Annotated in this window: 21 protein-coding genes; 9 read left to right on the plus strand and 12 right to left on the minus strand. The window is 54.9% G+C overall.

Annotated elements, in window-relative coordinates; all coding sequences use genetic code 11:
- Positions 1 to 84: 84 nt before the first annotated feature.
- From JEM67_RS26205 to JEM67_RS26225, 5 genes are all read left to right on the plus strand, one after another.
- A complete protein-coding gene (locus JEM67_RS26205; protein WP_199638663.1) occupies positions 85 to 1584 on the plus strand; it encodes a sugar ABC transporter ATP-binding protein in 1500 nt (499 codons plus the stop codon).
- Positions 1577 to 2566 (plus strand): ABC transporter permease, encoded by a 990-nt coding sequence (locus tag JEM67_RS26210; protein WP_199638665.1) that lies wholly within the window; start codon positions 1577 to 1579, stop codon positions 2564 to 2566. Before JEM67_RS26205 ends, JEM67_RS26210 begins: the two co-directional genes overlap by 8 nt.
- A gap of 1 nt (position 2567) precedes the next feature.
- Positions 2568 to 3521, plus strand: a complete 954-nt coding sequence (locus JEM67_RS26215; protein WP_199638667.1) for an ABC transporter permease — start codon at positions 2568 to 2570, stop codon at positions 3519 to 3521.
- 280 nt (positions 3522 to 3801) lie between these two features.
- Positions 3802 to 5439 carry an FGGY-family carbohydrate kinase gene (locus tag JEM67_RS26220; protein WP_199638669.1) on the plus strand — a complete coding sequence of 546 codons (1638 nt, stop codon included), beginning with the start codon at positions 3802 to 3804 and terminating at the stop codon, positions 5437 to 5439.
- Positions 5439 to 6038, plus strand: coding sequence for a KpsF/GutQ family sugar-phosphate isomerase (locus tag JEM67_RS26225; protein WP_199638671.1), 600 nt, complete (start codon positions 5439 to 5441; stop codon positions 6036 to 6038). Before JEM67_RS26220 ends, JEM67_RS26225 begins: the two co-directional genes overlap by 1 nt.
- A 36-nt stretch (positions 6039 to 6074) precedes the next feature.
- Here the strand turns inward: JEM67_RS26225 and rsmJ are convergent, their stop codons facing one another.
- The 4 genes from rsmJ to JEM67_RS26245 all read right to left on the minus strand — a co-directional run bounded on the left by rsmJ (position 6075) and on the right by JEM67_RS26245 (position 9874).
- Positions 6075 to 6821: a 16S rRNA (guanine(1516)-N(2))-methyltransferase RsmJ gene (rsmJ, locus tag JEM67_RS26230; protein ID WP_065506750.1), complete on the minus strand. Its 747-nt coding sequence runs from the start codon at positions 6819 to 6821 to the stop codon at positions 6075 to 6077.
- A gap of 7 nt (positions 6822 to 6828) precedes the next feature.
- Positions 6829 to 8871: an oligopeptidase A gene (gene prlC, locus JEM67_RS26235; RefSeq protein ID WP_199638673.1), complete on the minus strand. Its 2043-nt coding sequence runs from the start codon at positions 8869 to 8871 to the stop codon at positions 6829 to 6831.
- 120 nt (positions 8872 to 8991) lie between these two features.
- On the minus strand, positions 8992 to 9453 hold the full coding sequence (locus tag JEM67_RS26240; RefSeq protein ID WP_199638675.1) for an HIT family protein: 462 nt from the start codon (positions 9451 to 9453) through the stop codon (positions 8992 to 8994).
- Between the two features lie 16 nt (positions 9454 to 9469).
- Positions 9470 to 9874, minus strand: coding sequence for an ASCH domain-containing protein (locus JEM67_RS26245; protein WP_199638677.1), 405 nt, complete (start codon positions 9872 to 9874; stop codon positions 9470 to 9472).
- A 135-nt stretch (positions 9875 to 10009) separates the two neighbouring features.
- Here JEM67_RS26245 and JEM67_RS26250 point away from each other — a divergent pair, with 135 nt between their 5' ends.
- The 4 genes from JEM67_RS26250 to JEM67_RS26265 all read left to right on the plus strand — a co-directional run bounded on the left by JEM67_RS26250 (position 10010) and on the right by JEM67_RS26265 (position 17902).
- Positions 10010 to 10852 (plus strand): 23S rRNA (adenine(2030)-N(6))-methyltransferase RlmJ, encoded by an 843-nt coding sequence (locus JEM67_RS26250; protein ID WP_199638679.1) that lies wholly within the window; start codon positions 10010 to 10012, stop codon positions 10850 to 10852.
- Positions 10853 to 10981: 129 nt separating this feature from the next.
- Positions 10982 to 12334: a glutathione-disulfide reductase gene (gene gorA / locus JEM67_RS26255; RefSeq protein WP_037433804.1), complete on the plus strand. Its 1353-nt coding sequence runs from the start codon at positions 10982 to 10984 to the stop codon at positions 12332 to 12334.
- 601 nt (positions 12335 to 12935) lie between these two features.
- Positions 12936 to 14510, plus strand: coding sequence for a ShlB/FhaC/HecB family hemolysin secretion/activation protein (locus JEM67_RS26260; RefSeq protein WP_426406340.1), 1575 nt, complete (start codon positions 12936 to 12938; stop codon positions 14508 to 14510).
- Between the two features lie 62 nt (positions 14511 to 14572).
- A complete protein-coding gene (locus JEM67_RS26265) occupies positions 14573 to 17902 on the plus strand; it encodes a GLUG motif-containing protein (protein WP_199638683.1) in 3330 nt (1109 codons plus the stop codon).
- 528 nt (positions 17903 to 18430) lie between these two features.
- Here the strand turns inward: JEM67_RS26265 and JEM67_RS26270 are convergent.
- The 8 genes from JEM67_RS26270 to JEM67_RS26305 form a co-directional block, all read right to left on the minus strand.
- Positions 18431 to 19288 carry a hypothetical protein gene (locus JEM67_RS26270; protein WP_199638685.1) on the minus strand — a complete coding sequence of 286 codons (858 nt, stop codon included), beginning with the start codon at positions 19286 to 19288 and terminating at the stop codon, positions 18431 to 18433.
- 253 nt (positions 19289 to 19541) lie between these two features.
- Complete coding sequence (locus JEM67_RS26275; protein WP_233527846.1) at positions 19542 to 20129, minus strand: helix-turn-helix transcriptional regulator; 588 nt, start codon at positions 20127 to 20129, stop codon at positions 19542 to 19544.
- Between the two features lie 27 nt (positions 20130 to 20156).
- Positions 20157 to 21746 carry a PglL family O-oligosaccharyltransferase gene (locus tag JEM67_RS26280; RefSeq protein WP_233527847.1) on the minus strand — a complete coding sequence of 530 codons (1590 nt, stop codon included), beginning with the start codon at positions 21744 to 21746 and terminating at the stop codon, positions 20157 to 20159.
- Positions 21747 to 21964: 218 nt separating this feature from the next.
- Positions 21965 to 22762, minus strand: coding sequence for a hypothetical protein (locus JEM67_RS26285; protein WP_199638687.1), 798 nt, complete (start codon positions 22760 to 22762; stop codon positions 21965 to 21967).
- 83 nt (positions 22763 to 22845) lie between these two features.
- The gene (locus tag JEM67_RS26290; protein WP_199638689.1) at positions 22846 to 23373 is read right to left on the minus strand and encodes a fimbrial protein; all 528 of its coding nucleotides are present in this window, start codon (positions 23371 to 23373) and stop codon (positions 22846 to 22848) included.
- A gap of 9 nt (positions 23374 to 23382) precedes the next feature.
- Positions 23383 to 23862 carry a fimbrial protein gene (locus JEM67_RS26295; protein WP_199638691.1) on the minus strand — a complete coding sequence of 160 codons (480 nt, stop codon included), beginning with the start codon at positions 23860 to 23862 and terminating at the stop codon, positions 23383 to 23385.
- A 20-nt stretch (positions 23863 to 23882) separates the two neighbouring features.
- On the minus strand, positions 23883 to 24389 hold the full coding sequence (locus JEM67_RS26300) for a fimbrial protein (RefSeq protein ID WP_199638693.1): 507 nt from the start codon (positions 24387 to 24389) through the stop codon (positions 23883 to 23885).
- A gap of 122 nt (positions 24390 to 24511) precedes the next feature.
- The gene (locus JEM67_RS26305; protein ID WP_233527848.1) at positions 24512 to 25456 is read right to left on the minus strand and encodes a fimbrial protein; all 945 of its coding nucleotides are present in this window, start codon (positions 25454 to 25456) and stop codon (positions 24512 to 24514) included.
- Positions 25457 to 25487: the final 31 nt, after the last annotated feature.

The raw sequence follows: 25487 nt of genomic DNA on the forward strand, positions 1-25487 counted from the left end.
CTCCACACCGGGAAAATCATTAAATAACGTCGGTGCGCAGCTTACCGCGCCCGACGATAATAAAAACCTGCACAGGTTAACGCTATGACCACATCCACCGCATTTATCACCCTGGAAAATATCAGTAAAAAGTTTCCGGGCGTGCTGGCACTGGACCAGATCAACCTGACGCTGAATATTGGCGAAGTGCATTGCCTGGCCGGACAAAATGGCTGCGGCAAAAGCACCATTATTAAAATTATTTCCGGGGTTTATCAGCCGGAAAAAGGCGCCAATATTTCGCTGGAAGGCAAACTCTTTCATTCCCTGACGCCGCAGCTCTCCGGCTATTACGGTATTCAGGTGATTTATCAGGATCTGTCGTTATTCCCCAATCTGACGGTGGCGGAAAATATCGCCATTCATCGCTATCTGCCCGGCGGCCATTTCTGGGTACGCAAGCAGGTGATGCGCCAGACCGCGCTGGACGCCATGGCCCGCATCGGGGTGCATATCGATCCCGATAAAAAAGTCGAAAAACTGTCGATTGCCGATCGCCAACTGGTGGCGATTTGCCGCGCCATTGCCGCCGAAGCGCGGCTGGTGATTATGGATGAGCCTACCGCGTCACTGACGCGTCAGGAGGTCAACGGCCTGCTGCGGGTGGTCAACGAGCTGAAAGCGGCGGGCATCTGCGTGGTGTTTGTCAGCCACCGCCTGGATGAAGTGATGGAAGTCGCCGACCGTATTAGCGTGATGCGCGACGGCAAGCTGGTCGGCACTTACCCGGCAAGCCAGCTCGACAGCCACGAACTGGCGTTCCTGATGACGGGCCAACGCTTCCACTACAGTCAGTTGCCGGCACGCCCGCCAGCCGATACCGCCCCGCTGCTCGAGGTCCGCAACCTCAACCGGCGCGGCAAATACCGGGACATCAATCTTTCACTGCGCGGCGGCGAAATAGTCTCGATCGTCGGGCTGCTCGGCGCAGGCCGCACCGAACTGTGCCTCAGCCTGTTCGGCATAACGCGCCCGGACAGCGGTGAAATCAAAATCGACGGCCAACCGGTGCGGCTGCACAACAACCGCGACGCGGTGCGTCACGGCATCGGCTACGTGTCGGAAGATCGTCTGACCCAGGGGTTGATCATGGAACAGTCGATCTACGACAACACCATCGTCACGGTGTTTGATCAGCTGCATACCCCGCTTGGGTTGCTGGATCACGCCAAGGCGACCGAACTGGTCAACCGGCTGATTCGTGACCTGAACATCAAGGTGTCCGACAGCGCTTTGCCGGTCAAAACCCTGTCCGGCGGCAACGCCCAGCGTATCGCCATCGCCAAGTGGGTAGCGACCCGGCCGAAGATCCTGATCCTCGACTCACCCACCGTCGGGGTGGATATCGCCAACAAAGAGGGGATCTACCAGATCGCCAAAGATCTGGCCGAGCTCGGCATGGCGGTGTTGATGATCTGCGACGAGATCCCGGAAGCCTATTACAACAGCCATCGGGTGATGGTGATGCGCAAAGGTGAACTGATCGCCGAGTTTTCCCCGCACCACAGCACCGAACAACAGATCGCCGAGGTGGTGAATGGATAAGTCATTATTGGCCCGCCTGGCCGGCCGGCACGAGTTTTACCTGGGCCTGCTGGTGTTGTTGCTGGCCATTGGCCTGAGCGTCGGCACCAGCGAGTTCCTGACGCTCGGCAACCTGACCGATGTCGCCACCAGCTACGCCATTCTCGGCATTCTCGCCTGCGGCCTGTTCGTGGTGCTGATTGCCGGTGGCATCGACATTTCGTTCCCGGCTATGACCGCCATCGCCCAGTATGTGATGGCTACCTGGGTTATTCAGCACGGCGGCGGCTTCCCTTTGGCATTCGTGCTGGCGATGGGCGTCGGCCTGTTGCTCGGGCTGGTGAACGGTTTTCTGGTGTACTGGCTGAAGGTGCCGGCCATCATCATCACCATCGCCACCCTGAATCTGTTCTATGGCCTGCTGGTGTACGCCACCAACGGCACCTGGCTGTACGGTTTCCCGGACTGGTTTATGGACGGCATCAACTGGTTCTCGTTCCAGGGCGCCGATGGCTACGATTACGGCCTGACGCTGCCGCTGCTGTGCCTGCTGGCGGTAGTGATCGTCACCGGCGTGCTGATGAACTTTACCCGCCTCGGCCGCCAGATCTTCGCCATGGGCGGCAACCGCGATGCGGCGTCGCGCCTGGGGTTGAACCTGCTGCGGCTGCACTTCTACGTTTATGGCTACATGGGCATTCTGGCCGGTATCGCTGCGGTGGTTCAGGCGCAAATCACCCAGTCGGTCGCGCCCAACTCGCTGCTCGGTTTTGAGCTGACGGTGCTGGCGGCGGTGGTGCTCGGCGGCACCAGCATGACCGGCGGCCGCGGCTCTCTGACCGGCACGCTGCTTGGTGTCGTGTTGCTGGCGTTCCTGCAAAACGGCCTGACGCTGCTCAGCGTGTCGGCTTACTGGCACCAGGTGTTCAGCGGCGCGATCATTTTGATCAGCATCAGCAGCACCGCCTGGAATGAAAAACGCAAGCTGGCCAAGGAGCTATGACATGAATTCGTTAACCCGCCTGATCCCGAACGATCGGATCATCCGTCTGCAAAGCGCGATTATCATCGCCGTGGCGCTGCTGTTTGCCGGGCTGCTCGGATCGCGTTTCTTCAGCATCGGCAACTTCCAGTCGATCGCCTCGCAGCTACCGATCCTCGGCATGCTGGCGCTCGGAATGGGCATTACCATGCTGACCGGCGGCATTAATCTGTCGATCATCGCCGGTGCCAACGCCTGCTCGCTGGTGATGGCGGCGATTATCGTCAGCCATCCGGATCAACCGCTGTTTTTAGCGCTGGCGCTGCTGGCCGGGCTGCTGGTCGCGGTCGCCATCGGCGCGCTTAACGGCGTGCTGGTCGCCTGGGTCGGCGTTTCGCCGATTCTGGCCTCGCTCGGCACCATGACGCTGATCACCGGCCTGAATATCCTGCTGTCCAACGGCGCGGTGATCTCCGGCTTCCCGGCGGTGATTCAGTACTTTGGCAACGGCAGCCTGCTCGGCATTCCGGTGGCGCTGCTGCTGTTCCTGCTGGTGGCCGTCGGCCTGTGGTTGCTGCTGGAGCACACCACGCTGGGCCGCAGTTTGTACCTGATCGGCTCCAACGAACAGGCCACCCGTTTTAGCGGGGTCAATACCGCCCAGGTGCAGATCGCGGTGTATATCCTGTCCGCCCTGCTCGGCTGGGGCGCAGCCCTGTTGATGATGGCCAAATTCAACTCGGCCAAGGCGGGTTACGGCGAATCCTACCTGCTGGTGACCATTCTGGCCTCGGTGCTGGGCGGCATTAATCCGGACGGCGGTTTTGGCCGGGTGCTTGGCCTGGTGCTGGCGCTGATTGTGCTGCAAATGCTGGAAAGCGGCCTCAACCTGCTGGGCGTCAGCAGTTATCTGACCATGGCCCTGTGGGGCGGTGTGCTGATCCTGTTTATCGCATTACAGAATCGAAAAAGCTAGGTTGCGCCCCGTCATTGAACGTGGCACCGACGCAGACCAAAAATCCCGCTATCAAGGCGGAAGGTGCAGGACATAGCGGGTCTATGTTCAAACCTGACAACGCGGAAAGCGGGATTTTGGGGCGCATCCCTTCGGGCTGGTGCCATTTAAGCGCGCAGCATCGTTATTCACCGCTTATTTGGGCCCACCAAACTTCACGGCTCACGCCTTGCTTCGCGCTTAAATGACCGCCAGCGGCGCTCACGGGCAATGGCGGGACACAACCTTTAGGAGAAGAACAATGGCGAGTTATTTTATTGGCGTAGATGTAGGCACCGGAAGCGCACGCGCAGGGGTATTCGATCTCAACGGCCGCATGGTCGGGCAGGCCAGTCGGCCCATCGATTTGTACCGCCCGAAGGCGGACTTTGTCGAACAGTCTTCGGACAATATCTGGCAAGCGGTGTGCAGCGCGGTGCGCGATGCGGTCAACCAGGCCGATATCAACCCGATTCAGGTCAAAGGGTTGGGGTTCGACGCCACCTGTTCGCTGGTGGTGCTGGATAAAGAAGGCCAGCCGCTGACCGTCAGCCCGTCAGGTCGCACCGAGCAGAACATCATCGTGTGGATGGATCACCGGGCGATCGTTCAGGCCGAGCGCATCAACGCCACCAAGCACCGGGTGCTGGACTTCGTCGGCGGGATCATCTCGCCGGAGATGCAAACCCCCAAAATGCTGTGGCTGAAACAGCATATGCCGACCACCTGGGCCAATGCCGGCTACCTGTTTGACTTGCCGGATTTCCTCACCTGGCGCGCCACTCAGGACGCTACCCGTTCGCTGTGTTCGACGGTGTGCAAATGGACTTACCTCGGCCATGAGCAGCGCTGGGACAAAAGCTATTTCAAACAAATTGGGCTGGAAGACGTGCTGGAACACGACGCCGCCAAGATCGGCAGCGACGTAAAAATGATGGGCGAACCGCTGGGCCACGGCCTGACGCAGCGCGCCGCCGGCGAGATGGGCCTGATTGCCGGCACGGCGGTCAGCGTGTCGATCATCGACGCTCATGCCGGCACTCTCGGCACGCTGGGCGCCACCGGGGTTTCCGGCGAAGTGGCGGATTTTAACCGCCGCGTCGCGCTGATCGGCGGTACTTCCACCGGCCATATGGCGATGTCGCGTACTGCGCGCTTTATCGGCGGCGTTTGGGGGCCGTATTATTCGGCAATTCTGCCGGAATACTGGCTGAACGAAGGGGGTCAATCCGCCACGGGCGCGTTGATTGACCATGTGATCCAGTCTCATCCGTGCTATCAGGATCTGCTGGCGCAGGCGAAAACCCAGGGAAAAACCATCTATGAGGTGCTGAACGCCCTGCTGCGCCGCATGGCCGGCGAACCGGAGGACATCGCCTTTCTGACCCAGGATATTCACATGCTGCCGTATTTCCACGGCAACCGTTCGCCGCGCGCCAACCCGACGCTGACCGGCACCCTGACCGGGTTGAAGTTGTCGCGTACCCCGGAAGACATGGCGCTGCACTATCTGGCGACCCTCCAGGCGATCGCGCTCGGCACCCGCCATATTATCGAAACCATGAACCAAAGCGGCTACAGCATCGACACCATTATGGCCAGCGGCGGCGGCACCAAGAACCCGCTGTTCGTGCAGGAGCACGCCAACGCCACCGGCTGCGCCATGTTGCTGCCGGAAGAAAGCGAAGCGATGCTGCTGGGCGGCGCGATGATGGGCACCGTGGCGGCGGGCGTGTTCGACACGCTGCCGGAAGCGATGAGCGCCATGAGCCGCATAGGTAAAACCGTCACGCCGCAGACCAACAAAATAAAAAGCTATTACGACCGCAAATACCGCGTGTTCCATGAGCTGTATAACGACCATATGAAATACCGCCGGCTGATGCAGGAGGAGGCGTAATGCAGCAGGAATGGCAGCGAGCGACGGAAGCCTGGGCCATTTACAGCCGCGAACTGGCGCAACTTGGCCAACGCATCGACGCACCCACCTGGCAACGGCTGCTGACGCTGCTGGCGGCGTGCCAGGGCAAGATTGTGGTCACCGGCGTCGGCACCTCCGGCATCGCGGCGCGCAAGATTGCCCATATGCTGGCCTGCGTGGAACGGCCGGCCATCTACCTGAACGCCACCGACGCGGCGCACGGCGATTTGGGCTTTCTGCGCGACGATGATCTGATGATTCTGATTTCGCGCGGCGGCAATTCCGACGAACTGACCCGCCTGCTGCCGACGCTGCAGGCCAAAGGCGTACCGCTGATTGGCGTAACGGAAAACCCGGATTCGGCGATAGCCCATGCGGCGCAGCTGGTGATCCGCACCGGGGTGGAAAACGAGATAGATCCGCTGAATATGCTGGCAACTACGTCTATCGTGCTGGTATTGGCGATTTTCGATGCCGCCTGCGCCTGCCTGATGGAACGCAGCGGCTACAGCAAAGAAACCTTGCTGGCGGTGCATCCGGGCGGTGACGTGGGGAAAAGCCTGCGCGAGCAGGAATAACAGCGGGGCGAAGATGTTCGCCCCCTGGGAATAAGCTTACAGCGGCATATAAATATCGAAGCGGTGGCTCTTGGTCAGGCTGGCCGCGTGCGCAGGCACGTTGGCCAACGGCGGGGCGTAATCCGGCCGCTTCACCACCACCCGCTTGGTCGCCAGCCGACGCGCAGGCTCCAGCAGGCCGTCGGCGTCGTCATCGCTGCCCACCAGCGACTGAAATACCCGCATCTCTTTCTTCACCAGCGCGCTTTTTTGCTTATGCGGATACATCGGATCGAGATACACCACTTCGGGCCGTGGATCGAGGCCGGTCAGCGCGGTCAGGCTGGAGGCGTGCAGCAGCGTCAAACGCTCACGCAGCCACGGGCCGATTTCCGCATCCTGATAGCCGCGTTGCAGCCCGTCATCCAACAGCGCCGCCACCACCGGATTGCGTTCCAGCATCCGCACCTTGCAGCCCAACGAAGCCAGCACAAAGGCATCACGCCCGAGCCCGGCGGTCGCGTCCACCACCTCCGGCAGGTAGTTGCCCTTGATGCCGACCGCCTTGGCCACCGCCTCGCCGCGCCCGCCGCCGAAACGGCGCCGATGCGCCAGGGTGCCGGAAACGAAATCGACGTAAATCGCGCCCAGTTTGGGTTCGTCGCGTTTGCGCAGCTCCAGCCGCTGCGGCGTCAGCACCAGCGCCATCAGCGCGTCGTCGTCCGACGTTAACTGCCAGCGCTCCGCCAGAATAGACAAGGCGCCGGGATCGGCGCCTTCTTCACACAATAAACACACGCTCACCGGTGGGTTATCCTTTAATACCGTAATGGCGCAGCATAGCATCCAGCTGCGGCTCACGGCCACGGAAGCGTTTGAACAGTTCCATCGGCTCTTCCGAACCGCCGCGCGACAGGATGTTGTCGAGGAAGGATTTGCCGGTTTCGGCGTTGAAAATCCCCTCTTCCTCAAAGCGCGAGTAAGCATCGGCCGACAGCACTTCCGCCCACAGATAGCTGTAATAACCCGCCGCGTAACCGCCGGCAAAGATATGGCTGAAGGCGTGCGGGAAGCGGCCCCAGCTCGGTGAAGGCACCACCGCCACCGTTTTTTTCACTTCCGCCAGCGTCGGCAGGATTTGCGCACCGCGTGAAGGGCTGTACTCGGCGTGCATGCGGAAGTCGAACAGGCCGAACTCCAGCTGGCGCAGGATAAACAGCGCCGCCTGGTAGTTTTTGGCCGCCAGCAGCTTGTCGAGCATCTCTTTCGGCAACGGCTCGCCGCTCTGATAATGGCCGGAGATAAAGGCCAGCGCTTCGGGCTCCCAGCACCAGTTTTCCATAAACTGGCTCGGCAGCTCGACCGCATCCCACGGCACGCCGCTGATGCCGGAGACACCGGCGGTATCGATTTGGGTCAGCATATGGTGCAGACCGTGGCCGAACTCGTGGAACAGCGTGGTCACTTCGTTATGGGTGAACAGCGCCGGTTTGTCGCCCAGCGGGCGGTTGAAGTTGCAGGTCAGGTAGGCAACCGGTTTTTGCAGCGAGCCGTCGGCCTTGCGCAGGCTGCCGACGCAGTCGTCCATCCACGCCCCGCCGCGTTTGTTTTCACGCGCGTACAGGTCAAGGTAGAAGCTGCCGCGCAGTTCGCCGTTGGCATCGAACAGGTCAAAGAAGCGCACTTCAGGATGCCAGGTATCCACATCCTTGCGTTCTTTGGCGGTGATGCCGTAAATGCGTTTCACCACTTCGAACAGCCCTTCTACTACGCGCTGTTCAGGGAAGTACGGCCGCAGCTGTTCGTCGCTGATGGAGAACAGGTGCTGTTTTTGTTTTTCGCCGTAATAGGTGATGTCCCAGGCTTCCAGCTCATCCACGCCGTAATGCTGTTTGGCGAAGGCGCGCAGTTGTGCCAGTTCCTTCTCGGCCTGCGGGCGAGCACGCTTGGCCAGATCGTTCAGGAAACCGAGCACCTGCTCCGGGTTTTCCGCCATTTTGGTCGCCAGCGATTTGTCGGCGTAGCTGGCGAAGCCCAGCAGTTCTGCCAGTTCGTGGCGCAGCGCCAGCGTTTCCGCCATGACTTCGCTATTGTCCCATTTGCCGGCGTTCGGCCCCTGATCGGAAGCGCGGGTAGCAAAGGCGCGGTACATTTCTTCACGCAGCGCACGGTTGTCGCCGTAAGTCAGCACCGGCAGGTAACTCGGCATATCCAGCGTCAGCAGCCAGCCATCCTGCTCTTTGGCCTGCGCCATCGCCTGGGCCTGTGCCAGCGCGCTTTCCGGCAGGCCGCTCAGCTCGGCTTCGTCGGTAATCAGTTTGCTCCAGCCCATGGTGGCGTCGAGCACATTGTTGCTGTAGGTAGAACCCAGCTCGGACAGGCGCGCGACAATCTCGCCGTAGCGCCGCTGTTTTTCCGGCGACAGGCCAATGCCCGACAGTTCGAAATCACGCAGCGCGTTTTCCACCGATTTGCGCTGTGGCGCGTTCAGTTGGTTAAACGCTTCGCCCTCTTTCAGGCTGCGATATGCCTGGTACAGCCCCTCATGCTGGCCCACCCAGGTGCCGTATTCAGACAGCAGCGGCAGCGCCTGTTCGTAAGCGGCACGCAGCTCCGGGCTGTTTTTGACCGAATTCAGGTGCCCGACCGGCGACCAGATGCGCGACAGGCGATCGTCCGACTCCGCCAGCGGCTGACACAGGTTATCCCAGGTGAACGGCCCCGGCTGCGCGACCACGCGCTCTACCGCAGCGCGGCAATCGGCCAAGGCGGATTGCACCGCAGGCACGATATCTTCAGGGCGAATGGCGGAAAACGGCGGCAGGGAAAACGGTGTCAGCAACGGATTTGTCATAGGGCAGTCCTGATTAGCGTTGGGGCCCGCCGCAGCGGGCAGGCCTTAAAATGCGAATGAATATCTAACATGGAGCCAAGCAGCGGGAAAATCAATGGCCGGGCGTTGATAGATAGTGCCTTAAAGGGTGCTCTGGCGGATTTTCGCCGCCAGAGCAGCCAGATGCCCATCGTCGGCGCGAGCGGCGTCGTGCGAGGAAAGATACCCCTCGTAACGCTCGAAAAACTTGGTCGATTTGGACTCGATCGGCTGCCAGTGATCCAGCTCGGCGGTGCCATGCATCGGGATCAATTTGGCATGCACGTGATCGACGCCAAAGCCTTCGAACACCATGCCGCAGCGGCCCACGTCGTCAAATGCCCGGTCGAGCAATTGCGCCACCCGCTTGGTCGCCAGCATCAGTTCGCTGAGCGCCTCGTCCGGCAGCGCAAAGGCGTAGCTGTCAAAGTGCGCCTTGGGGATCACCACGCTGAAACCTTCGGTATTTGGGTAAATGGAGAGAAACGCCATATGAGCGTCGTCTTCCCAGATTTTATGGCACGGTACTTTGCCTACCACCATGTCGCAAAATAGGCAGCTCATTTTATCTCCTCGTGATTCACAGCGTTTCGACCAATTCAAACTCTTCAAACACCAGCCACATATCCGGTGCAAAGCTGCCTTCACGGGTGAAAAACGCCCGGTGTCCCTGCTGCCAGAATGCCAGGCTCTTGTCGCCCTCACCCTCTTTCGCCGCCATCTCGGCGGTGACGTCACAGTAGCGGATCAGCCGCAGGGAGAGCGTTCTGATCACGCAGGCGGGTTCCCCACGCCCATCAAGGATGACGCTATAATCGCCCAGCAGAGGCGACTTCTCTTGCCGGTAACTGGCATAAGAACCGCAGGTCGCCGTTTTATCCCCGCTCAGCACCAACTGCAACAGTTCATTGGCCAATTCGGGCCCATCGCCGAATGCCCAACGCGCAGCGTCGGGGTAACGGTCCAAAATCACGTGTTCACTCATCGTCTTATCGCTCCCTTTAATGACCTGCGGCAACGCAGTTCAGTTTTTCCCTGCCAGACAGTTTATACTGTGCAGATTATAAGCCTTCATTCTCTTCAGCACGCTCCGCAGGAGCACAAGGAATTACCACCAGCCATGTTAAGTTACCGCCACAGTTTCCACGCCGGCAACCACGCCGACGTGCTCAAGCACACCGTTCAGAGCCTGATCATTGAATCGCTGAAAGAAAAAGACAAACCTTTCCTGTATCTGGATACCCACTCCGGCGCAGGGCGCTATCAGCTGAGCAGTGAGCACGCCGAACGCACCGGGGAATACCTGGAAGGCATCGGCCTGCTGTGGAAACGTGACGATCTGCCGGAAGAGCTGGCGGCTTACATGAGCGTGATTCGCAACTTTAATCGCACCGACAGGCTGCGTTACTACCCTGGCTCCCCTCTGATTGCCCGTCAGTTGCTGCGCCCGCAGGATAAAATCCACCTGACCGAGCTGCACCCGAGCGATTTCCCGCTGCTGCGCAACGAGTTCCAGAAAGACGAACGCGCCAAAGTGCAACGTGCCGACGGCTACCAGCAGCTGAAATCCCAGTTGCCGCCACTGTCGCGCCGTGGGTTGATCCTGATGGATCCGCCGTACGAGATGAAAACCGATTATCAGGACGTGATCAAAGGCTTGCAGGAAGGCTATAAACGCTTTGCCACCGGCACTTACGCGCTGTGGTATCCGGTGGTGATGCGCCAGCAGATCAAACGCATGCTCAAAGAGCTGGAAGCCACCGGCATCCGCAATATTCTGCAGATCGAACTGGCGGTAAAACCCGACAGCGATCAACGCGGCATGACCGCCTCGGGCATGATCGTGATTAACCCGCCGTGGAAGCTGGAACAACAGATGAAAAACGTGCTGCCGTGGCTGCACAAGACGCTGGTGCCGTCGGGCAATGGCCACCATTTGGTGAACTGGGTGGTGCCGGAATAAGCCCCCCGGGCGCGGTACGCCGCGCCTTCACCCCACCTATCGCAGCCATCGACGCAATCTTTGCGACAAACCCGCATCAGGCGTTAAACTCTTACCCTCTTCGATTCACACAATTCATGGAAATCCCAGATGACCAAACATTACGATTATCTAGCAATTGGCGGCGGCAGCGGCGGCATCGCATCGATCAACCGGGCAGCCATGCATGGCCAGAAATGCGCACTGATTGAAGCCAAGGAACTGGGCGGCACCTGCGTAAACGTGGGTTGTGTACCGAAAAAAGTCATGTGGCACGCGGCGCAGATCGCCGAAGCCATCCACCTGTACGGCCCGGATTACGGCTTCGATACCACCGTCAACGCCTTTGACTGGAAGAAACTGGTCGCCAACCGCACCGCTTATATCGACCGTATCCATAATTCCTACGACAACGTGCTGGGCAAAAACAAAGTCGACGTGATTAAAGGTTTCGCGCGCTTTATCGACGCCCACACGGTGGAAGTGAACGGCGAGAAGATCACCGCCGACCATATCCTGATCGCCACCGGCGGCCGCCCTAGCCACCCTGACATTCCCGGCGCCGAATACGGTATCGATTCAGACGGCTTCTTCGAGCTGGATGCGATGCCAAAACGCGTTGCGGTCGTCGGCGCGGGCTATATCGCGGTGGAGATCGCCGGCGTGATGAACGCGCTGGGGGCCGAAACCCACCTGTTCGTGCGTAAACACGCACCGCTGCGTACCTTCGATCCGATGATTGTCGAAACCCTGGTGGAAGTGATGAACACCGAAGGGCCAAGCCTGCACACCGAATCTGTGCCGAAAGCCATCGTCAAGAACGCCGACGGCAGCCTGACGCTACAACTGGAAAACGGCAAGGAATTCACCGTCGACAGCCTGGTGTGGGCGATTGGCCGCGAACCGGCGACCGATAACCTGAACCTGAGCGTGACCGGGGTGAAAACCAACGAAAATGGTTATATCGACGTTGATAAATACCAGAACACCAGCGTAAAAGGCATTTACGCGGTGGGCGACAACACCGGTGCAGTTGAACTGACCCCGGTCGCGGTCGCCGCCGGCCGTCGCCTGTCCGAACGCCTGTTTAACAACAAACCGGAAGAACACCTGGATTACAGCAACATCGCCACCGTGGTGTTCAGCCACCCGCCGATCGGCACTATCGGCCTGACCGAGCCGGAAGCTATCGAGAAATTCGGCGCCGACAGCGTGAAAGTGTATAAGTCTTCCTTCACTGCCATGTACAGCGCCGTGACGCAGCACCGCCAACCGTGCCGCATGAAGCTGGTGTGCGTGGGTAAAGAAGAGAAGATTGTCGGCCTGCACGGTATCGGCTTGGGCATGGACGAGATCCTGCAAGGCTTCGCCGTCGCCATCAAGATGGGCGCCACCAAGCAAGACTTCGACAACACCGTGGCGATCCACCCGACCGCGGCGGAAGAGTTCGTTACCATGCGTTGATTTGCCTGCCCGGCGGCCAATGCCGCTGGGCAAACGGCAATAAAAAGGTCAGGTGCCTCAGGGCCCTGACTTTTTTTATATTTGGCGATTATCAAAATAATCCCTCTGTATTGATTGGCGGGTACTCCCGAGGGTGACTCCGGTGCGGACACAGAGACACATTTTCTCGCTTAACGGCATGCCCATGACCTCGGGAAAATTAAAAATAGATGCCGAAAAGTGCAATATCACTGAATAGCGTGTAAACAACCCCACTTCAACTGTATATACACATCATTAATATCAAAATCCAAATACATACTTTATATATCCCATCAACGAAAAGATTACCCACCAGCCGTTTGGTAGCATAAAAACCTGCAACCACTCTCTTTCCCGGCCATAACCCCCATTATTTCTAACTTTTTAACTTACTATTTTTAAAGGAATAGCTTACTGATATTTTGTATAGGCCATCATTACAACCCAGCGGAATGATTACGTTATTAGCGATCACAATTAAAAATAAGCGCCCTGCCCTATGAAAAGAATTTATTTAGCCTTGGCGATAATTTTAATATCGCACGAATCCCTATCGGCCATCCCTAATGCCGGCCAGGTTATGCGCGATATTGAACATGAGCGCCCAACCTTACCGGCACCGGCAGATTTAACTCCTAAATTAAAAAACACCCGTAGGGAAAATATAAACCGCGGGAATAATAACGAACCTAAAATACTTGTCCGTGGATTTTATATTGAGGGTAATAGCGTTTTAAAAACATCAGACTTGCTTAATAAGCTGAAGAGTTTTAACGACAGAAAGCTCTCTCTGCAGGATCTCCAGGATGCCACTCAGGTCATCACGCGCTATTACCAGGAAAAGGGTTATGTCTTGGCCAAGGCTTACTTGCCCAAACAAGACGTCACTGAAGGGTGGATCCGTATCCGCATTGTCGAGGGGCGCTTTGGCAAACTGCACCTTAATAACCGCGCACGCGTTAGCGCGAACCTGTTGCAGAATGCTTTCGCAGGGATAAAAAGCGGCGAAGTGATCTCAGATACCGCTCTTGAGCGCGGTTTACTGCTGTTAAGTGACATTCCCGGCATTGAGGTTAACAACACCCTGCGGCCCGGCAGCCAACCCGGAACCGCTGACTTGCTGGTTGAGACCACCCCAGGCCCCTTATTCAATGGCTCTCTTACGGCCGACAACTTCGGCGATCGTTATACCGGGGAATATCGGCTCGGGGGCAATATCTATCTGAATAACCCTTTTGGCCTCGGGGACCAGGCAAGCTTGCGCCTGTTGGGCAGTAACAAACAGCAAAAATATTATCGTGCAGCCTACGACCTTCCGGTGAATGCCGGACCGGTTCGCGTTGGCGCCGCCTATTCGCAGATGAGCTATCGCCTGGGGGAAGATTTTGCCGTGCTTGACGCCCATGGGCGAGCAGAGATTACCAGTATATATGCCTCCTATCCGGTCATTCGCGCGCGCCTGTTTAACCTGTCGGTGCAACTGCAGTATGAAGACAAGACGCTGCGCGACGATATCGATCTGTTTGAAAAACGCAGTAAGAAAGATGTCGGTTTAACCACCTTAACCCTGAACCTCAATAATCAGGATCGCTGGTTAGGCGGTGGACAGAGCGCCCTGTCTATTAGCTATGGGTTAGGAAGATTAAATATCGGCGATGAGCAGGATCGCCTCTGGGATGAATACAGTGCCAAGACTTTGGGGCGCTTTAGCAAAATCAATATTAATGCGCTTCGCCTGCAAAACCTCGGGGATCGTTTCCAATGGATGACGCAAATCAATGCGCAATGGGCATCAAGCAATTTGGACTCCTCGGAAAAATTCAGCCTGGGCGGCCCTTATGGCGTCCGCGCCTATGACGCCGGCAGCGGCAACGGTGATGAAGGCATCCAGCTCAGCACAGAACTTCGCTACGCCGTAATGCCCGGCTGGCAATTGAGCACCTTTTTCGATCAGGGTGCCGTCAGGATCAATAAACAGCCCTGGTCTCCCGAGAATAACACTGCCCGCCTGACGTCGGTCGGAGCAGGTATCGCGTGGTTTGGCCGCCAACAGCAAATCAACCTCACTACGGCATGGCCAATCGCACAAGAAAACACGGCCGCCGCCCCTACACATACCCCCAGAGTTTGGCTCCAGACATCCTGGAATTTTTAGATTGTCTGGAATAAAACCCGCACTGCTCGGGAAGCAGCACTTTATAAAACAAGGAAATAATAATGAATAAAATCTACGCATTGGTATGGAACCCTGCGCAGGACTGCTGGAACGTGGTCAGCGAAAACAGCAGCCGCCGCGGCAAGCGCAGCAGCAAACGCCGCCTGGCGGTGGCGCTGTCGCTGCTGGGCCTGGCGGCACTGGAGCCTGCCTACGCCCTGCCGACCGGGCAGAATATCGTTGCCGGTCAGGGCGCTGTCTCCACTAACGGCCAGCAGATGACCATCAATCAGCAAAGCGACAAGCTGATCACGCAGTGGGACGGTTTCAACGTCGGCAGCAACGAAAGCGTGACCTTCCATCAGCCGGGCAGCAGCTCGGTGGCGCTGAACCGCGTGATGGGCATCAACGGCAGTGATATCCAAGGGAAAATCGACGCCAACGGCAAAGTGTTCCTGGTGAACCCGAACGGCGTGGTGTTTGGCAAGAACGCCCAGGTTAACGTGGGCGGGCTGGTGGCCTCGACGCGTGATATCAGCAATGACGATTTCCTGGCGGGTAAAAACCGCTTCGTCGGCAAATCCCAGGCGGAAGTGCGCAACGACGGTACCTTGACGACAGCGCAAGCCGGCAGTGTGGCGCTATTGGGCGCCCGCGTCAGCAACCAGGGCGTTATTCAGGCGCAGATGGGCAGCATCGCGCTGGGCGCGGGTGATGACATCACGCTGAACTTTGACGGCGACAAACTGTTGAACCTGCAGGTAGACGGCGCGGCGGTGAATGCGCTGGCGCAGAACGGCGGGTTGCTGAAGGCCGAGGGCGGCCAGGTGCTGATGACCGCCAAAGCGGCCAGCGATGTGCTGCAAACCGTGGTGAATAACCAGGGGACCATCACGGCCACCACGCTGAGCAATCAGGCGGGGCGTATCGTGCTGGACGGCGGCAACAGCGGCGTGGTGAACGTGGCGGGTACTCTTGATGCGAGTGCGGTGGCAGGCAACGGCGGCGTGGTAGAAACCCGTGGTGCGCGCGTGGCGGTACAACCGACCGCGCAGGTGACCACCCGTGCTGCCAGCGGAAAAACCGGCAGCTGGAAGCTTGCAGCAGCCGAGGTTAACGTTGCCGATAACGGTACCCTGAATGCGACGACGCTGGCCAATGGCCTGGCGAACAACAACGTGGCGCTGACCAGTACCCAGGGTGATGTGGCTGTATCAGGAGCGGTTGACTGGCAGAGCGACAACAAACTGTCACTGACTTCCGAACGTGCGGGCATCAAGATCAACGCGCCGCTGAAGGCCACAGGTGCGGGTGCCGGGCTGGAACTGAATCACAAAACCGGTTATGCGCTGAATAACGATGCGGCAGTGACGCTGTCCGGCGCCAAAGCAACCTTCAGCGCCAATGGCGAAGACTACCAGGTGGTACAGAGCCTGAACCAGTTGCACGGCATCGAAAATAATATGAACGGCCGTTATGTGTTGGGCACGAATATTACCGACGGTAGCCGTATCGATTCAATTGGCGGCGACCGCACCTTTACCGGCGTCTTCGACGGCCTGGGCAATACCGTCAAAGGGTTGTCTGTGACGGGTAAGGGGCCATACGTTGGCTTATTCAACGCTTCAGCCGGGCGCATCAGCAACCTGAATCTGGACTCGTTGACCGTGACCGACAACGGAAATGGCGCGTTTGTCGGTGGATTGACGGGCCTCAATAGCGGAGAGATTTCCAACGTTAAGGCCAAAAACATCCAGGTCAGCGGCGGCAGCGAGATCGGCGGGCTGGTTGGTTGGAACACCGGTTCACTGGCGAATGTCTCTGCATCCGGCAAGGCGGTCGGGGATCGCGATACGGTCTCCATCGGCGGGTTGGTCGGCACCAGCTTTGGGAGCAATGCCAGCGTGAGCAATAGCCAGGCGAATGTCGAGGTGTCAGGCGACATGCAAGACAGCGCTTTATATGGCGGCGTGGGCGGCCTGGTGGGGAAAAATGATGGCGGCTCGATTGCCAACGCCTCAAGTCAGGGGAGTGTTACCGCGAAGGGCGCCGGTCTTAGCGTTGGTGGGCTGGTTGGCTTCAATGGTTCGCCAGGCAAAATTGCGAATTCACATGCTTCCGGCAACGTCGCTGGCGGGCAAAGCAGCTATGTCGGTGGGTTGATTGGCCTAAACAATGGCACAGCCTCCAATTCCTCTGCCGGCGGTACGGTGAAGAGCAATGGCGCAGAGGCTATCGGTGGCCTGGTCGGTTGGAACTTGCACGGCACAATCAATAAAGCCAAAGCGAGCGGTGACGTCTCGGATCTTGCCTCCGCCAATGTGGGTGGGTTGGTCGGCAGCAACAACTATGGCGAGATTAAAAACTCGCATGCCGACAATACCGTCACCGGCGGCGCTAACGCTAATATCGGCGGTTTAGTGGGTTATAACCTCGGTGAACTGTCCAACGTCGCTTATCACGGCAATGTCTTTGCAGGAAAAGACAGCCTGGTTGGCGGATTGGTGGGTTTGCACACCGGCGGTGACATTAGCAACTCGCAAGCAAGCGGGAATGTAACGGGGTATCGCAGCGCTTCAGCAGGCGGCCTGGTGGGTGAGAATCGCGGGGCGAAGCTCAGCAATGTTCAGGCACAAAGTGATGTCAGCGGCGGTACCAACGTGGGCGGCTTGGTAGGTAACAATATTAACGGCACCATTGATAATGCCGGCGCCCAAGGTAACGTGAGCGCAGGCGATAACGGCTACGTTGGCGGGTTAGTGGGTAACAATATTGGCGGCAACATTAATAATGTCACTACCCAGGGTACCGTGAGCGCAGGCCATAACAGCCGCGTTGGCGGGTTAGTGGGTAACAATGATCACAGCAGTATCAAAAACGCACAGGCTAATGTGAACGTTAAAGGTGGGGATAAAAGCTACAGCGGCGGTTTGGTTGGGTACAACAGCGGCGCATTATCCCTGGTGAACGCAACGGGTGACGTTACCGGCGGCGCTGAAAGCTATGCCGGCGGGTTGGTCGGCATCCATGCAACGGGGGCATCAGGTAACATCTCGCTGGCCGAAACCTCGGGGAAAGTCACCGGTGGCAACAACAGTAGCGTTGGTGGAATCGCGGGGCAAAACGAAGCGCTGATTGTCAACTCAACGGCCTCAGGCCAGCTCAGCGGCGGGAACAACGCTATATTAGGTGGGCTGGCGGGTAAGAACTTCAGCAAAATAAACAACTCGGTGTTTAAAGGCAACATCCTGCGGTTAGCGCCGTCGGCCGGCCAGCGCATCGGTGGTTTGGCAGGCATTAACTTCGGTTATCTGAGCGGTAATCAAGTTTCCGGAGAGTCTGAAAAACTGCCGCTGGCAGGTTTAAGCCCGCGTCCTGGTTCAATTAAGTAAGCATTACCCGGCAGGCAATGCGCCTGCCGGTTCTCCCCATACCGAAGGTTGAGAATGAAAAACGCCTCTTGTTTACGTTATTCATTATAAAAATCATCATTTATTGCATTCCGCTACGGTAAGCTTGCCCACCTGAATGATTGATTGAGGGTATGCGCCAAGTAAAATCAACGGTCCATTTCTATTGAGCGGCGATATCTGAATATCGGGCAACAAGCCCCTTACTCAAGAATGGGCAACGTCTGGTAGTAAGTAATAGCCCTAATTTTACACCGGGGAGTTAACACAAAGCATTCTGGGGAGTTGATAGTGGATTATTTACAGGGTCGTTAGCCCGTTAAGCCCCCCTAAAACTTGAATCATTAAATTAATGGTAAATATATTTATAGTTTTTTTTAAAAAAATCCGGTTGCGTATACTCACTAAGTAAAATAGATTAATACACAATGAATACAATTAAAAAACACTGAGCTGACTTTCACAGCCCAGTGAAAAATACCACCACGAAAAAAATAATTGCATTATATATTAATTAACAGAAAAAGAAATGATATCACTCCCACTATATGGCCCCTCCGCAATAGCGCCAGATTGTTGCAAGGTGGATTTTATCTCTACCGGGGTCCCCGCAGGGGTTGCCACAATATTCCCGCCACCACCTTGCACCCCGCCAATAGAAAGTATACTCACCAGGCTGCCGCCACGACCCAGATCAACCCTCCCACCTGAAACAGCCCGAATCTTTAGAGACATACTGCTTGAACACTTGGCATATGCAGTGGCAGTAGCAACATTTTGATTGACTGATGAGATAATCACCTCGCCATGATTCAGATTTATTTGTGCCGGTTCAATATCACACGTTACGCCTGGCGGAGTGGCAATCTTGCAGATAGAACCTGGCCAAATTTTAGTCGATGTATTATCCCCCGAACCAAGGTTATATGCTATACAAGCCTCGGCAGTATCAGTGGCCTGCATACCCCATATATTAGACGCATAGTATAATTGAGGTAAATTAACTCGATCATTAAGGTACCTCTCCAGATCACCCACAGTAGCGAGATTCATTAAATCGGCCCATGGAAAAGCCCCTCCATATCCCCACGTCCAGTAGCGAATAATATGCGTATTAACATACCGCCCATTCCTATATTGATTCACTATGACCCTAATAGAACAAGACTTATTAGCACTCAAACAAGGATTTCTCTCACCACTTGTCATATCAGGACGGCCAACATTAACATACATTACTTGTGTTGTAGGATTCCAATTGGCGTACTCTACTTCCCATCCGGCTACAGCCTTCAAAGGGATACAAGAAAACATGGCGAGAAAAACCAGTAAAAAAACATTGGATTTATTTAAACGAATAAATGACATAGTATACACTCCGGGATTACAACCATTAACCACGAGCAAAATAACGACCACATCACACGAATAATTTTATAGGTGAATAGATCCCTGTGAATTAATGCCTACACCATCTCCTTTTTTCCCCGCAAACCTTTCGGCGAGATACGAATACACTCTTTCGCTTCATCAAAGAGAAGTGCTTATAAAATGAAAAAATACTTATCGCCACACAAATAAACAGCATGGAAAACAACATAAAATCCCTTTCAAATAAAAGTTAAACTTTCAATAACCAACTAAAAAAATCATTTTTCCGTCTTAAGTTAAGCTTGCGCATAACAGACTGTTTATAGGTGTGAACCGTTTTCACGCTCAAGTGCATATACTTTGCTGCTTGCGTTTGATTCACCCCTAACCGGAGATAAGAGACAACCTCCTTCTCTCTACCGCTGAGCCTTCTGCTTAAGCAAAAAAAACAGGGTGTTGCTGCAGCACTAATTACGCTCATTCGCCAAAGCTTGTCATCCAACAGATGAAACAAAGCCTCGAGATCGGCATGACAATCTAAAACCCCCAATTCACGAGAACATGCTTTCTCCTTCGTCGCTTGGGCAGGTTTTATTTTACGTATCGAGATATACAGCGGGGGGGAGTCCGTCTCGCGCGTACCTCTGTCACAATATGACACATTGCCTGATTCAGACTGCGCAATAAAAACCAGATCGACAGCGGCGTTACTGTTTTCTTCTGCTAAAAACTCAACGGTTTCTCCCTTCAGGGAAAAGTATTCTGATAACGCATATTTCAACCCTTCAGCAAAAAATAGATTATTCTCTATGATTGATATTTTCACTGACATATCCATTTCCCTCCTTTTAAATGACGCTCCTGTTTACATAAACCGTGGATCATCAGGAAAAAAGGCTATTGCTTCCCGCCGTAGCCTTTCAGCCTGCGTGTTGTTCCCCTGATGCTTCAATATCAAGTACAAACTGGCGTACACATTTCTATCTATACGTTTTTTCAAATAGCCGTTGGCCCAGTGTACATACCCCTCCAGCAGGCGCTCATCGCCGGTGCGATTGAACATCAGCAGGGCATGCACCTGCTCATCGAACCCCTTGCGGTCCTGATGTACCCAGGCCGACAGCCCAGGCATGGCCCTGACCGCCGTGATATCCGCCAGGCCGGTACGCTCGGCACGGGTTAACGTCAACCCGCCCTGCAGGGCAAATGCCATCACCACCACCGTCCCGAGCGACAACAGCGACAGGCCGCCGCGAAGCACCCTACCCATCACGGCAGGCAAGGGTTTGCGGCCCGCCTCGCCACTCACCTGGCAGTCCAGCATCGCCAGCAGCAACAGGAACACCATAAAGTGCAACGCGGACAGGTAAAACGGGTACTCCAGTTGGGTATGCAACACTATCGGCAACAGCACGAAACACAGCGCCGTCGGTTCCCCGGCACACCGCCGCCCGTCGGCAAACGCCTGCCGGTCCTGACGCCAGGCCCGACACACCAGCCGGAGACCGCCGGCGATAATCAGCCCCATCCCCAGCAACGCCACCAGGCCGCCCTCCACCCACCACAACAAAATTTCGTTGTGCGGATGGTTGGCGATTTCGGTCACCACCGTCGGTGGTATCTGGTTAATGCGAAAATGAAGGAAACTGTATTCAAAGCCCCCATATCCCCAGCCCAGCCACGGCTTCGCGGCAATCATGCGCAGCGTGTCGCGCAACATGGTCCAGCGTGCCTGATTGGAGCCCTCGTGGCTGAGGTAACGCAGTTCCTCTCCGTGCCCGACCACATCAGCCAACAGCATGACGGCAATCCCGGTCGCCGCCCCGGCCGCGATGAGCATGAGGGCCTGTTTGCAGCGCACGGGAAATACCGCATAAAAGCGCCAGAGAAACAGCAGGGTAACCAGTGTGCCGCCCAGCCAGCCGACGCGGGACTGTATCCAGACCAGCAACGCCGGCAGCACCAACAGCAGGATGCCAAGAACGGCGAGGCGACAGTGCTCATACCGCGCCCGTCGCAGGGCAAAGCCCGGCAACAAAAACAGCATCAGCGCCAGCGCCAGTCCGGTGGCAATAAAGCTCGCCAGCACATTGGGCTGCTGGAAGATGCCGTACACCCGGCTGGCCCTGAACGCCACCCAGCTCAACTCTGGGGCAAACAACTGCAATAGTGCCAGCAAGGCCTGCACGCTGATGGCAAACAGCAGGCCGTAATACACCACCTGTCGCAAGTGGAAAGATGCAGACACCTGCAGCCAGGAAAAATAGAATATCAGGCCACCCAATAACCCAGCCCAGCGCCATGAGGCAGCTTCCAGCCATTCCTGCCGGGTATAAAACAACGGAATAGCCAACAGCACTAAGGAAATAAATAATAACTTAGCCGTGGGGGTTATTATGATGCTGCGTTTTTTGGACCCAACACACAGCCAGACAATCAGACTAAGTAGTACCATCGTGCTCCAGCTGAGAATATTTTGCGGCAGTGCTAAACCCACCCCTCCCCTATTGGGGATGTAGATATGCATAAGTAGAGCGAGCCAGATAAAAAACATACCGGCCATCCATTTTTTTTTATCATTCGTCATGCTCCACATAATTTCCCTTAACTCACTAAAAACAAAACATTATTAATTTACACTTAATGCAAAAATAAATTCATCTAAAATAAAAATCACGCAGGTGAAATAACCAGAATGGCAATACCATTAAAATCGCCAGGTAAAACATCGCCTGAAGCAACCAACTCTGCCTTTATATTCAATGCAGTTCCTGAAGGCGTTGCCGTAAAGGAGTACCCTGTGGCCATAGGTACGTCATTAATGGTTATTTTTGCTTTCAAACTTCCGTCAGGGCGCAGGTTGACAGTACTTCCCACCCCTGTCGCATCGATGACTTTGATGCTCATATCCTGGGTGCAAGATGCATGTATAACGGTCTGAGCAACCAGCCCATTCGCGCGGTCGGAGTGAACAATCCCATAATCTATATTCATATTGCTTTCATCAATATGACACTGAGCAGGATCAATAGTGGTTGGCCGGCAGAACGTTCCAGGAAGACGGAGAGGAGTTCCACCATTGAGCATATAGCCAAAAAACTGGCATCGTAACGGTCCAGATACTCCTGACCTGCCCTTACGACCAATTATATTATTTTTATATAGGGCGGAGCCTACCTCACCCATGGTTTTAGAGCTTGACACCCATGGGTAATATCGATTGTCATATTTAGCACCCCAACTATTACCACCTCCTACGAAATACCACGCCACCATCATTGAACAGGTTGCAACCTTATAGCAAGGGTTGAGGGTTGTATCGTTCACATCTGCCGACGCAATGTTGTATTCATATATTGATGTCGATGGCAGGGGCGTATACACACCTTCCACAATAATTTCGGCGTGTGAAACCGCAGAGAATAAAAAAAATAAAACAAGGTAAGATATACGTTTAAAAAATAATATCAATTACACACCTCGCTAAATTAAAAAACCGTTAATCTGCCATCAGAAATAACCCAAAAACCATCAACAACTGTACGCCCCAATGCTCACTCATAAAGCAATGTAAATGTAGCCAACGCGGAAAACGCCCCAAGCCGGATTGTTTTATTCGCGATGGCGTTCGGCTCGCCACGGACATACGCCTTGATAAGGACAATATTATTGCCATTGCTCAGTAGGTTGTCTTGAGTCGCAGTTTCTAAAAGCAAAGGTTGCCCCTGCGCCGTTTCAAACCCTATTGCCACCCCCTGCGCCTGGCTGCTGCCATCAAGCGCCAGTAGACCTGGCAGGTTCGGATTCTCGGTACCACTGAAACGTACTTTCACCACCTTGCCCAGGCTGGTATCGCAATCAGCCAAACGCAGCTGAAACGACTTGCTGAGGGTTCGCTGGTTTTGGTACAGGTATTTATTTATCACAGTACCAAAATCCAGCTGCACGCTTTCATCCCCAGGCAGAAGGGTGCAAGGTTCCTCCACCAGAGCGCCATGCAACCGCATATTCTCCGCCGCCAGCGCCGGCAGGGTGACCGCACCCACCAGCAGGCCGATAAGCATTTTTTTCATTACACGCATGCTGCTTTCCTATTGGTAATCTGCCAGTAACGTCGCTGTCACCGCAAAGGCGCCGGCCTTCAGCTCCACACCCGGTTTTTTGACCGGCACCGCCTGCAATACCGGCGGGTTCGCCACATCAATATTCATGCGCTTGTTCAGCGCGAAAGGCTGGCCATTTTGTAACAAACGGACCCCCAAATCGGGAATATTGGTCTGCAACGCAGCGGTATCGAACCCGGTGGGGCTACCGGAAACCATCAACCCCATATCCAAACCGGTGATACCTTGCTCGCAGCTGATACGGTAGTTCACCATTTGCATATAGTTCTGGCCATCGACCTTGTTCACCCCGACACGATCGCCAAAGTCCACGTCAACCTGCTCACCATTGTTGATGGTGCAGGGCGGCGGCGCATTTAAGGTGCCGTAAAACGCCATATTAGGAAAAGCCTGGGCCTGCATACTTCCCAACAGCAACGCAACGGAGAAACAGCGCAACAATGTCATTTTTTTGCCCATTTCTCTGCTCACTGGTAGTCCACCATCAGGGTTGCCGCAACGCTGAAAGCGCCGACTTTCAGCGCGCCACCGGCCCGTTTCACCGGCACCGCCTGCATCAAAGGCTTGTTCGGGTAGGTGAAATTCAACCAGCTATTGATAGGGAACCGCTGGCCATCAGCGCGAAGCTCAATTCCCAGATCGGCCTGATCGGTCTGCAAGGCACTCTGATTAAAAGATGTCGCGCTACCCTCTATCTTCATTTTTATTGCGTTTGAGGTGTTGTTTTTGCATACCAGGGTGTAATCCACCGTCTTCATATAATTACTGCCGTCTACCCGTGTGGTGATCAGATCGTTGCCAAAGTCCACAGCTATAGCTTGGTTGCCGTTAATCACGCAGGACAACGGAGCGATAACTGTGCCTGTGATATTGATGGTGGTATCAGCACGGCTGCTGGCACTGAATATTACCGCCGAAAACATGGCTCCTGAAATCAGCAGAGACTCAAAGATTGAATAGTTTTTTTTCCTCATTTTTTGCCATATCTCCGTTTCTTATCTCTGATTGTTTAACCTTTTTTCCATTTTTCCCAAGCCAACCTCTAGATATAGCCTATTGATTGCCGGTAATACTCAACCTCAGGGTGCACTGAACACTAACGTTGCCGAGGCAGAAAAAGGTCCTGTTGCAATATTTTCAGAAGGCACATTTTTTTCACAGGTATAAATGTGACAGTATCATTCCCCACACCATTAACAATACGCGTTCTAAAAGTTTTACCTGGCCTAACCACCTCATTGTTATACATCATGGCAACACCCAAATTTTCATTACTGCTTCTAATCAGGTCTAATGAAAAACTACTGGTATCCCCAATCAATCTAACCAAAATATCTTGCGTCGCCTTGGTATCATCACATTGATAAATAATACTTTGTTCTTTTTTAACCTGAGCATTGCTAACACTCTGAGTAAACTTATCTGTACTCATCAGCCCAAACTCAACGTTCACCTGCTTCGCACCATTAATAGTACAACTGGTTGTAGCGAAATAGGCATCGTTATTGGCAATCAAACGCCAGCGATAAGGACCACACTGAGGACAACCACTTAAACTATTGTTCTGAATGAAGTTCATATACCCGATAATATCACCTTTCCTGATGATGATATCCGCTGCAGGAGAGGACTTAAGTTTGATAAATACTCTAATGTCTAATGCCTTCTTCTCGTGATCAGATACGGTTAAGACATTAATTAACCTGGGAACTGGGGCCATATAACGGACGCCATTAATATACATGCCGTACTCAGTATTTTTACCAATAGGATTTAAGGATATAGCGCCATAATCTGTGTATAAAACATCCATCCAAGTGGCTTCGCTGCTACAGCTAATCTGGCCTACATTGACAATTTCATTCACCCCCTCGTTTAGAAGTGGCCCGATATTAACCCTTACATCAACGGGTGTTGTTGAACCACCTGGAGGGATAATTCCTCCATCGGATGTTCTGCAGGTAAACGCTTTCGCATCTCCTATAAATAAAAAAAGAAATAAAGATAATAACATATGCGGGTTGTATATTAACTTTATCATTGTTCACCTGAAAATAAATTAAAGAAATTGT

The organism is Serratia sp. PAMC26656 (assembly GCF_016469055.2).
GTDB classification, from domain to species: domain Bacteria; phylum Pseudomonadota; class Gammaproteobacteria; order Enterobacterales; family Enterobacteriaceae; genus Serratia; species Serratia plymuthica.